The organism is Sphingomonas sp. (genome assembly GCF_042096255.1).
GTDB lineage: Bacteria > Pseudomonadota > Alphaproteobacteria > Sphingomonadales > Sphingomonadaceae > Sphingomonas.
This window is the reverse complement of record NZ_JBELLZ010000033.1, coordinates 22,761-31,718: the sequence shown is the minus strand read 5'-3', so window position 1 is coordinate 31,718 and position 8,958 is coordinate 22,761. Positions and strand designations below refer to the sequence as shown.

Sequence of the window (8,958 nt, the reverse complement as noted above, 5' to 3'; positions counted from 1 at the left end):
GCGCGAGCTCGTCGATCCACCAGCGCCAGCCGTCGCGCAGCCAGCCGCCCACCGTCGCCATGTCGGCGTCGAGAATGCCGCGGCCCGCCATCAGCTTTCCCGGCAGCGGCCGGAGACCGCGTCGATCCGGCAGGCGTTGTTCACGGTGGCGCGCGGGCGCACGATCAGGTCCGGCCAGACGCGCCGGTCGCCGGGCGCGAAGGCGACGCGGACGCGGACGAGATCGGGCGGCTGCGGCCGATCGACCCATTCGGTCAGCCAGCGCCGGCCGTCGCCCAAGGGCGCGTCGCCGAAATAGCCGATCGACAGGCCGGCGGCGCGCTCGGCGAGGCGGATCGCCTGCCAGCTTTCGGTGCGGCCCTCGTCGGTCTCGCGCGCGAGCACGGGGGCGGAATAGAGCATCACGTCGCCGCCGCTGGTGCGGGTGAGGCGGTAGCGGTAGAGCGCATCGGGCATGTCGCGATCGGGCGGGGCGCCGGTGAAGTCGAACGCGCGTTCGTCGCCGCCGATGTCGACGAGGGGCGTCGCGCTGGTCAGCCGCGGCACCGCGCTGATCCGCTCCAGCCGCCCGCGCAGCACCATCTGCGCCGCGGCGACCGGCTCCAGCGCGTCGGCGGCGGCGCGGGTGCGCGCGGCCATCAGCCCGGTGGTGCCGAGGCCCGCGACCAGCATCGCCGCCATCATCCCGAGGATGGCGAGCCCGACCAGCAGCTCGATCAGGGTGAAGCCGCGTCGGCGTCGCGTCATCGCGCCACCCGGAGAGTCTGGAGGGTGAGTACCGGGCCGGTGGCGTCGCGCACCTCGACCGCGACCCGTTCCAGCGGCAGCGCGCCGCCATGGCCGTAGGGCGTGCGCGCGGTGCGCCAGGTCAGCGTGCCGTCGCGGCCGAGGCGCGCCTGGTCGGCGGCGGCGGGGCCGGCGGTGAGCTGGTCGAGCACCGAGCGGGCGAGCATTGCGGCATGGCGCCGCTCCGCCACCTGGCGCGCCGCCTGCGCGTTGGCGGCGATGGTGCGATAGGTGAGCGCCATCATGCCGGCGACGATCGCGGTGGCGATCACCACCTCGACGATGGCGAGTCCCTTTGGCGCGCCGTGGCGGGTCATCGGACCAGCGCCACCGCGCCCGAGCCCGGGTCCACCGCCAGCCGCCGCTCGCGCCCGCTGCCGGTGAGCGCGACCGTGCCGCCGGTGGCGGTGCCGTCGCCGAAGAAGGTGATCCCCTGCGTGGGCAAGGCGATCGCGATCGCGGCAGGCAGCTCGATCGGCCGGCCGCCCTCGCGCACGATCGACCGGCGGTCCGGGCCGAGCGCGAAACGGGTCGGCTGGCCGCTGCGGATCGCATCGGCGCGCGCCTGGCGCAGGCCGAACTCGGTCGCGTCCGCCGCTGACTCGAACGCCTGGCCACGCAGCGAGCGCTCGATCGCGGGGAAGGAAAGGCCTGCGATCAGCGCGGTCACGGCGAGCACCACCAGCATCTCGATCAGGGTAAAACCGGAAGGCCTACCAGCTGCCGACATCCTTGGCCTCCCCGGTGCCCCCGGCGACGCCGTCCGAGCCCAGCGAATAGACGTCCACCTCGCCATGCTCGCCCGGCACGCGCATCAGGTATGGCTTGCCCCAGGGATCGGTGACCGCGCTCTCGTCGGGCAGGTAGGGCCCGTTCCAGTTGGGCGCGGAAGACGGCGCCTTGATCAGCGCGGTCACGCCCTCCTGCGGCGTGGGGAAGCGGCCGACATCGAGCCGGAACAGGTTGAGGCTGGCGACGACGTTCTTGGCCTGCACCTGCGCCGCCTGCGTCTTGGACGAGCCGAGGTAGCGGATCACCTGCGGGCCGACGATCGCGGCGAGCAGGCCGAGGATGGCGAGCACCACGAGCAGCTCGAGCAGGGTGAAGCCGGTTTTCTTGCGGGGTTTCATCAGGATACTGCCAGATCGTTAAAGCCGAGGATGGCGGACATGATCGCGGCGATGATCCCCGCCACCGCCGTGCCCAGGAACACGGTAATCGCCGGTGTGAGGATGCCGATCAAGCGTTCGAGGCGCAGCCGCACGTCCCGGTCGAGCACGTCGGCGAGGCGCGACAGCATCGGGCCGAGGCGCGAGGTCTCCTCGCCGGTGCGGAAGAAGCCGATGGCGAGCCGGGGCATGATATCCGCGGCGGCGAGCGGCGCGGTGAGCCCGCCGCCCTCGCGCACGCCCACCGCGATCTTGGCAATGGCGGCGGCCATCACGCTGTTCGACAAGGTGCGCTGGGCGAGCGCGAGCGCGTTGGGGAGGGGGACCTCGCCTTCCAGCAGCGCGCCCAAAGTGCGGGAGAATTTGGCGGTCTCGGCGCGGCGGACCAGCTGGCCGACCTGGGGCAGGCGGAGGATGAAGCGATCGAGCGATACCTTCGCAGACGGCGTGCGCAGCGCCTGGCGCGCGAGGAACCCCGCCGCGGCGAGGCCGAGCAGCAGCCACAGGCCGTTCGACCGGACGAAGCGGCTCGCCTGCATCACCGCCATCGAGGCGGCGGGCAGCTGCGCGCGGCTGGTGGCGAACAGGCTTTCGAACTGCGGCACCACGAACAGCAGCATCATCGCGATCACGCCCACCGCGATCAGCAGCAAGGCGATCGGATAGATCATCGCATTGCCGACGATGCGGCGCAGTTCCTCGGCGCGCGCCATCGTCACCGCCAAACGCTCCAGCGCCTCGGCGAGCCGGCCGTTCGCCTCGCCCGCTTCCGCCATGGCGATCGCGACGGGCGGGAACAGGCCCGGCCGGTCGGCCATCGCCCGGCTCAACGGCGCGCCCTCGCGCACCGCGCGCAGGATCTCGGCATAATGCGCGCGGGCGGCGGGGTCCTCGACATTCTCGATCGCCAGCGCGAGCGCGCGATCGAGCTGGAGCCCGGCGTCGAGCAGTACGGCGAGCTCGGCGACGATCGTGCCGGCGGCCTTGAGCCCCTTGCCCCTCGCGCGCGGCGCGCGACCGGGCGCGGCGGCAGGGGCGGGGACCAGTTCCAGCGGCGTGGCGCCGAGCTGGCGCACCGCAGCAATGGCGTGCGCACGGTCGGGCGCGTCGATCTCGCCCGCGGCGGCGGAGCCGTCCGCCCGGACGGCGCGATAGCGGAATTGCGCCACGATCAGTCCGCCACCGCCACGCGCAGCACTTCCTCGACCGTGGTAAGGCCGCGCTCTGCCTTGGCGAGCCCGTCCTGCATCAGGCTGCGGTTGCCGCGCTCGGCGGCGACCCGCGCGATCTCGCCGGTGTCGGCGCGGGACAGGATCAGCCGGGTGATCGCCTCGTCCACCCGGATGAACTCCAGCAGCGCGATCCGCCCCGCATAGCCGCTGCCGCCGCATTCGCCGCAACCGACCGCGCGGTGGAAGACGTGGGTGCCCGGCGACAGGCCCAGCGCTGCCGCCATTCCCGCCTCCACCTCGAACGGCGCGCGGCAATGCGGGCACAGGCGGCGCACCAGTCGCTGGGCGAGCACGCCGGCGAGCACGGAGGAGAGCAGGAAGGGCTCCACCTCCATGTCGAGGAGGCGGGTGACCGCGCCCGCCGCGGTGTTGGTGTGGAGGGTGGAGAGGATCATGTGCCCGGTGAGCGCCGCCTGCACCGCGATTTCGGCGGTCTCGCGATCGCGGATCTCGCCGACCATCATCACGTCCGGGTCCTGGCGCAGGAACGAGCGCAGCGCGGCGCCGAAGGTGAAGCCGATGCCGGGATTGACCTGGGTCTGGATCACGCCGGGCAGGCGATATTCGATCGGGTCCTCGACGGTCAGCAGCTTGCGGTCCGCCGAGTTGAGCTCGGACAAGGCCGCATAGAGGGTGGTGGTCTTGCCGCTGCCGGTGGGGCCGGTGACCAGCACGATGCCGTGCGGCCGCTTGATCGCCTCGCGCAGCCGTTCGGCCAGGTCGTCGTCGAAACCGAGCGCACCGAAGTCGAGCGCCAGCTTCGACCGGTCGAGAATGCGCATCACCACGCTTTCGCCGTGGATCGAGGGCGCGGTGGCGACGCGCAGGTCGATCTCCTGCCCGCGCACCGCGATGCGCATGCGCCCGTCCTGCGGCAGGCGGCGTTCGGCGATGTTGAGGTTCGCCATCACCTTGACGCGGCTGACCAAAGGCGCGCGCATCGCCATCGGCAGGCGTGCCGCCTCGCGCAGGACGCCATCGATGCGGAAGCGGACGGCGAGCGCGTCGTCGGTGGGCTCGACATGGATGTCGGAGGCGCGGCCGTCGACGGCCTGCTGGATCAGGCGATTGACCGCGCGGATCACCGGCGCGTCGCTCACCAGGTCCTTCATCCGCTCAATATCGTCCTCGTCGAGCCCGCCCTCGACCTCGCCCTCCGTCTCCGCGGGGCGGTACAGCCGGTCGATCGCGTGATCGACGTCGCTGCCGCGCGCCACCACCAGCCGCACCGGGCGCCCGAAGACGAAGCGGAACGCATCGGCGGTGTCGGCCGCGAACGGATCGGCCACCGCGATCTCGATTCCGCCGGGATTGGCGGCGATCGGCAACGCGCGCTGGTCGTGCAGGAAGGCCACCGACAGCGGCGGCCCCGCGACCGGCACCTCCGGGAAGCCGGCGGCCTGCACCAGAGGCAGGCCCGACGCCTCCGCCATTGCGCGGGCCAGCGCTTCCTCCGACAGCAAGCCGAGTCGCGTCAGCACCGCGTCCAGCCGCTCGCCGCTTTCGGCGCGGACCAGCAGCGCGCGCGCGATCGCCTCCTCGGGCAGCAGGCGCCGCTCGCGGAGCAGTGCCTCCAGCGAGGCGACGCGCGCGGGCCGCCCCGGGCTGCTCCCCATCGGCTGCGAGGTCTGCGGTTGCAACGAACACTCCGAAACTGCGGCGGAGCCCCGGCCATAGGCTGGCCGGCCGGTTTCGTCACCGACGATCGCTGCTCCGGATCGCAGAAGCGATTACTACAGAAATGCGACAGTTTTCTTGCAGCCGCTTCGGCGGGGAAGTTTAGCCAAGTCTTGGCGTTGCACTTATACTTACCGCTATCATCAATCTGTCATCGATCCCCTGTAGCCGGACATCCGCGATCGGAAGGTTGAGTCCTTCGGATCGACTCGTCGGGTCAAGGGAGAGTCGTCGACAGTCGCCTATGAACGGACCGCCTGCTCCGGCAGGTGGCTTCGGCATGCGCGCGAGTGGCGGAGACATGAATGTCGACCGGACGGGGGGTGTAGTTGCAGGCGATCCTTCAGGCGTCCGCGCATGGGCGTCGCTGCGGTCGTGTGTCTCATTTCGGCGCCGGTCGTCCGCTGCCGACAACGAAGGGAATGCATCATGAAGACCTTTAAGGCGAACCTGCTCGCCGCGACTGTGGTCGCCGGCAGCATCGCAGGGACCGCGCAGGCGCAGTTCGCATATCCGCAGGTCGATATCCGCGGCGCGGGCGCGAGCTCGATCCAGACCGCGCTCGTCCAGTCGCTGAACTGCCTCGGCAACCCGGGCAGCCACGCAGCGGGCAACAACGACAACCTGAACCTGCTGGGCACCAACAACGGCACCACCAGCGCCGTTCCCGAGGGTGAGTTCGTTCAGACCCGCCCGACCAAGGCGTCGCCGAACTTCGACTGCAACCGCGATGAGGTCCAGCCGAACTTCGAGGGTCACTACATTGCGACCGGTTCGGGCACGGGCCGCGCCTGGTGGCGCACCTACACCAACCAGCTCGACGGTTCGGCCGGCAAGGTGAACCCGTTCGGCACCTGGACCAACATCGACTTCGCCTTCTCGGACGCCCCCGTTTCGGGCAGCGACCTGACCGCCTATGACGCCGGTGCGGCGCAGCGCGGCGCGGGCGCGGCGATCCAGATCCCGCTTTACGTCCTGCCGGTCGCGATCGCCTACAACCCGGTGTACGGCGTGAAGCGCCTTAAGAAGAGCACCCAGGAGCTGCGCTTCGCGGTGAACCCGAAGTTCGTCACCAAGGATGCCGATGGCAACCCGACGGGTGGCCTGCGCCTGTCGCAGAACCTGTATTGCAAGATCTTCAACGGCTACGTCACCAACTTCAACGACAAGGCCTTCAACTCGACCGGCACCAACAACTCGCTGCGCGACACCCGCGACGCGCAGGCCCGCTGGCGCAACACCGGCGTTCCGATCCGCCTGATCGGCCGCCTCGACAACTCGGGCACCACGGACATCTTCACCCGTCACCTCGCCGCCGCCTGCGGTGGCCAGGCCGGCGTTCCGGTGAACAAGTTCGCCAAGGCTTCGGAAGCCCTGCCGTTCGATCGCAACAGCAACATCGACCTGCGTAGCTTCCGCAGCGACACGCGCTACTTCACCAACACCACCGGCGACCTGGCCGGCACCGTCCAGTCGCTGAGCGGCGCGGTGTTCGTCCGTGCTTCGGGCGGCAACCCGGCGCGCATCGACACGACCCAGGGTCAGGAGCGTGCGGGCCTGTTCATGGTCGCCGACGGTTCGTCGGGCGTCCGTGACGCGGTGAACTTCCAGGCGGCTCCGGGCGGGCAGGTGAACTCGGTCGCCCTCAACGGCAAGCTCGGCTACATCGGTGCGGACTTCGTCCGTCCGTCGACCGGCGCCGCGCTGTTCGCCGCTGCGCTCCAGGTCGGTGGCTCGGGCAAGCAGTATGCCGTCCCGACCGCCGCCTCGGCGCTGACCGCGTTCGGCAACTTCCTGCCGCCGCAGACCACCGCCGCCAACGGCGCTTACAACCCGAACGACAGCCGCACCGGTCCGCAGCGTGACGGCACCGGCTCGGTCCGCATCGACCGCGCCAACCCGCTGCACTGGATCAGCGTCCTGTACGCCAGCAACAACAACACGCTGGCGAACCCGCGGGTCGGCTATCCGATCACCGGCACCACCCAGATGGTCGGCTACACCTGCTATCAGGACAAGGCGACTCGTCTGGGCGTGACGCTCTTCCTCAACGCCTACATGGGCAACGTGCGGAAGAACTCGGCCAACCAGAACGTGTCGGCGGACCTGTTCACCAGCACCAACCCGTCCAACCCGGGCCTGCTGGCGCAGCTGAACGTCGCCCCGCTGCCGCAGTCCTGGCGGACCGCGATCAGCGACACCTTCCTCCGGAAGGCGACCGGCGCGCTGGGCAACCGCAACCTCTACATCTCGAACGCCTACCCGCTGAAGAATGCGGCCCAGGAGCGTCCGAACCCGAACTGCTGAGCCGCACACGCGCTCACAGACGGTTGAAACTGGCGGCCCCGGAGCGATCCGGGGCCGCTTTTCGTTGTTCGCGTGCGCTGCAAGGGTCAGCGCTGCGCCGCGCCTTCACGGCAGCAGCAGCGAGGCGTCTCCATAGGAATAGAAACGGTAGCCGCTCGCGATCGCATGGGCGTACGCCGCCTGCATTCGCTCCAGCCCCATCAGCGCCGAGACCAGCATGAACAGATTCTGATGATATCAGATTTTCTGGTGCAAAAATATATAGATAGGTGGTGGTGAGAGCTGTCTCGCGACAACTCCCACCAACCTCCCACATTCGGCCGAGACCGGGTCAGACCGCTTTTCCTTCTGGAGGCATTTTGACCGGATCGGATTCGATCAAGTCGCCTACAGCCCACCTACACGAGCGTTGCCAGCACCGGGTCAGATCGTTGGCAGCGTAGGCTCGGCCCACGTCGTCCCCGTCGCTTTCGCTGCCGCATTCACGGCGTTCAGCAGCACGCCCCGATCTGCATGGGCGTACCGCTCCGTAGTCCGCGTCTGCGCGTGCCCAAGGATCTTCGCCACGATGAACAGCGAATGGCCCGAGTTCACGAGGTTGCTCGCCGCGCTATGGCGAAGGTCGTGGACGCGGAGCTCCGGCAGCCCTGCCCGCCGCCGTGCCGTGTCCCAGCTGTTGAAGAACGACGTGAACGGCTCCAGCGTCTTCGGGTTCGGCACGATGTACGGGCAATCGTCGAACCGAGGCACCTGCCGGAGCACCGCGATCGCCTCGTCGGGCAGTAGCACGTCGCGCTTGCCGGTCTTGCTAGACGGGAGGTGCCAGACCTTCCCCTGCAGGTCGACGTCGCACCAACGACCGTCCAGCAATTCCCGCTTGCGGCAACCGGTGAGCAGCAGCAATGCGACGATGTACTGGAGCATCGGGTTCTCGCTCTCCTGCACAGCCTTCTGCAGGCGCTTCGTCTCGTCCGGCTTAAGGAAACGCTCGATCCGATTGTCGGGGTCCTTCTGCCTGACGCCCTCCAGCGGGTTCTTCTCGGCACCCGGCACGTTCCACTGTTTGGCGAGCCGGAGCATGTAGCTGAAGATCACCTGCCAGCGGTTCACCGTGGCTTGCGAGTAGCCCTCCATCACCTTGCGGTTGAGCCAGTCGATGATCTCCTCCTGACGGAGCTGATCGAGGTGGAGCCGCCCGAACTTCGGCAGCAGATGCAGCCGGAGGTAACGCTCGTCGATGTCGTGCGACTTCTTATTGGCGCGGACGAAGGCGAGGTAGCGTTCAGAGAGCTCATTGACGGTCGGGATGCGACGGTTTTCCTCGCGCTTCTCCTGCGGATCGATCCCGAGCGCGGTCAAGCCCTTGATCCGGACAGCTTCCTTTTTCGCCTCCGCAAAGCTGATGTCGGCGGCGTTGGCAATCTTGTACTCGCGCTGACGGCCGTACTGGTTCTTGTAGCGGACAGCGTAGGTGGCAGTGCCACGGGGTCGGGCGTTCAGGACAAAGCCGGTCACGACCTCATCAAAGAACGTCTCAGGCTTGGTACGCGGCGTGGCGCGGATCGCCTGGACGGCGGCGGCACTGAGGGTGATGCTGGGCATGTCTATCCTTTCTGTCGTTGGACACAGGGCGCGCGCCATCGTCCGGAGACTTCCGTTTGGAAGGCCGGGATCGACGCCGCTGATGGTGGTTGAGATGCCCTCGGATCGGAGGGCGGTGGGGCAACCCTGTGGGTTAAGTAAACGGGTTTGCTAAGTTGTTGAATCTATGCGATCGAACGAACTGC

Annotated in this window: 8 protein-coding genes and 1 pseudogene; 1 reads left to right on the top strand and 8 read right to left on the bottom strand. The window is 69.0% G+C overall.

Features of this window, described 5'->3' with window-relative positions:
• Positions 1 to 90 precede the first annotated feature (90 nt).
• Genes ACFDTH_RS08370 through ACFDTH_RS08345 form a run of 6 tightly spaced genes read right to left on the bottom strand, consistent with a single transcriptional unit; the run spans position 91 to position 4,803 of the window.
• On the bottom strand, positions 91 to 747 hold the full coding sequence (locus ACFDTH_RS08370) for a type II secretion system protein (RefSeq protein WP_375287077.1): 657 nt from the start codon (positions 745 to 747) through the stop codon (positions 91 to 93).
• The gene (locus ACFDTH_RS08365; protein ID WP_375287076.1) at positions 744 to 1,103 is read right to left on the bottom strand and encodes a hypothetical protein; all 360 of its coding nucleotides are present in this window, start codon (positions 1,101 to 1,103) and stop codon (positions 744 to 746) included. The genes ACFDTH_RS08370 and ACFDTH_RS08365 overlap by 4 nt, the downstream gene beginning before the upstream one ends.
• Complete coding sequence (locus ACFDTH_RS08360) at positions 1,100 to 1,516, bottom strand: Tfp pilus assembly protein FimT/FimU (RefSeq protein WP_375287075.1); 417 nt, start codon at positions 1,514 to 1,516, stop codon at positions 1,100 to 1,102. The genes ACFDTH_RS08365 and ACFDTH_RS08360 overlap by 4 nt, the downstream gene beginning before the upstream one ends.
• Complete coding sequence (gene gspG, locus ACFDTH_RS08355) at positions 1,500 to 1,916, bottom strand: type II secretion system major pseudopilin GspG (protein ID WP_375287074.1); 417 nt, start codon at positions 1,914 to 1,916, stop codon at positions 1,500 to 1,502. Before gspG ends, ACFDTH_RS08360 begins: the two co-directional genes overlap by 17 nt.
• Positions 1,916 to 3,124 (bottom strand): type II secretion system F family protein, encoded by a 1,209-nt coding sequence (locus ACFDTH_RS08350; RefSeq protein WP_375287073.1) that lies wholly within the window; start codon positions 3,122 to 3,124, stop codon positions 1,916 to 1,918. Before ACFDTH_RS08350 ends, gspG begins: the two co-directional genes overlap by 1 nt.
• Positions 3,125 to 3,126: 2 nt before the next feature.
• Positions 3,127 to 4,803 carry a GspE/PulE family protein gene (locus ACFDTH_RS08345; RefSeq protein WP_375287072.1) on the bottom strand — a complete coding sequence of 559 codons (1,677 nt, stop codon included), beginning with the start codon at positions 4,801 to 4,803 and terminating at the stop codon, positions 3,127 to 3,129.
• Positions 4,804 to 5,293: 490 nt separating this feature from the next.
• On the opposite strand from ACFDTH_RS08345, the gene ACFDTH_RS08340 reads away from it, so the two are divergent.
• Positions 5,294 to 7,171, top strand: a complete 1,878-nt coding sequence (locus ACFDTH_RS08340; protein ID WP_375287071.1) for a substrate-binding domain-containing protein — start codon at positions 5,294 to 5,296, stop codon at positions 7,169 to 7,171.
• Positions 7,172 to 7,276: 105 nt separating this feature from the next.
• Here ACFDTH_RS08340 and ACFDTH_RS08335 read toward each other — a convergent pair.
• Positions 7,277 to 7,396: pseudogene (locus ACFDTH_RS08335) on the bottom strand (S-adenosylmethionine:tRNA ribosyltransferase-isomerase); the annotation flags it as partial.
• A 198-nt stretch (positions 7,397 to 7,594) separates the two neighbouring features.
• Positions 7,595 to 8,773: a tyrosine-type recombinase/integrase gene (locus ACFDTH_RS08330; protein ID WP_375287070.1), complete on the bottom strand. Its 1,179-nt coding sequence runs from the start codon at positions 8,771 to 8,773 to the stop codon at positions 7,595 to 7,597.
• Positions 8,774 to 8,958 lie beyond the last annotated feature (185 nt).

Excerpts from the sequence above, each read along its gene's own strand:
- ACFDTH_RS08370 (WP_375287077.1), bottom strand. The coding sequence starts at position 747 with ATGACGCGACGCCGACGCGGCTTCACCCTGATCGAGCTGCTGGTCGGG.
- ACFDTH_RS08365 (WP_375287076.1), bottom strand. The coding sequence starts at position 1,103 with ATGACCCGCCACGGCGCGCCAAAGGGACTCGCCATCGTCGAGGTGGTG.
- ACFDTH_RS08360 (WP_375287075.1), bottom strand. The coding sequence starts at position 1,516 with ATGTCGGCAGCTGGTAGGCCTTCCGGTTTTACCCTGATCGAGATGCTG.
- gspG (WP_375287074.1), bottom strand. The coding sequence starts at position 1,916 with ATGAAACCCCGCAAGAAAACCGGCTTCACCCTGCTCGAGCTGCTCGTG.
- ACFDTH_RS08345 (WP_375287072.1), bottom strand. The coding sequence starts at position 4,803 with ATGGGGAGCAGCCCGGGGCGGCCCGCGCGCGTCGCCTCGCTGGAGGCA.
- ACFDTH_RS08340 (WP_375287071.1), top strand. The coding sequence starts at position 5,294 with ATGAAGACCTTTAAGGCGAACCTGCTCGCCGCGACTGTGGTCGCCGGC.
- ACFDTH_RS08330 (WP_375287070.1), bottom strand. The coding sequence starts at position 8,773 with ATGCCCAGCATCACCCTCAGTGCCGCCGCCGTCCAGGCGATCCGCGCC.